The following is a 671-nucleotide window of genomic DNA, read 5'->3' as shown; positions in this document are numbered from 1 at the left end:
CGGCGGCCCTGCCGGTCTTACGGCCGGTCTTTATGCGGCGCGCTCGATGCTTAAAGTACGACTTTTCGAAAAAGAAGTTGTTGGAGGACAGACATCCATCACGGATATAATCGAAAACTATCCCGGTTTTCCGAAGGGAATTTCCGGTTTCGAGCTTACGGATAAAATGCGCGAACAGGCCCAGGAGTTTGGGCTTGAGCTGGATATGGTCGAGGTGACATCGGTCGATTTTAGCGGGCCGGTGAAGAAAATCGTCACCCCAAACGGCGAGTTCGGCGCCAAGGCCGTCATTATTACAACCGGCGTTCGCCCGAGCAGGTTGGACGTACCCGGTGCGCAAGAGTTAACCGGCCGCGGTATTTCGTATTGCGCCACATGCGATGGTCCCTTCTTCCGCAATAAGAAGGTTATGGTCATCGGCGGCGGCAACTCGGCGGTCGAGGAAGCCTTGTATTTGACAAAATTTGCAAGCCAGGTAACTATAGTCCATAGAAGAGACCAGCTCAGGGCGGATAAGATCGTCCAGAAGCGGGCGTTCGATAACGAGAAGGTCGATTTCTTGCTCGATTCGGTTATTACGGCGGTCTCGGGCGACGGGTTGGTCTCAGGCGTTACGGTAAAAAACGTTAAAACCGGTGAAGAGAAAGAGGTTCCGGCCGACGGGATATTCG

1 protein-coding gene is annotated in these 671 nt (G+C 53.7%); it reads left to right on the top strand.

Going from position 1 to position 671, the window contains the following annotated elements; genetic code table 11:
• The coding region (locus COY37_RS01150) for an NAD(P)/FAD-dependent oxidoreductase (RefSeq protein WP_286975608.1) at positions 1–671 on the top strand (671 nt) is incomplete at both ends.

The organism is Candidatus Aquicultor secundus (assembly GCF_002791875.1).
GTDB lineage: Bacteria > Actinomycetota > Aquicultoria > Aquicultorales > Aquicultoraceae > Aquicultor_A > Aquicultor_A secundus.
This window is presented reverse-complemented; position numbering and strand designations above follow the sequence as displayed.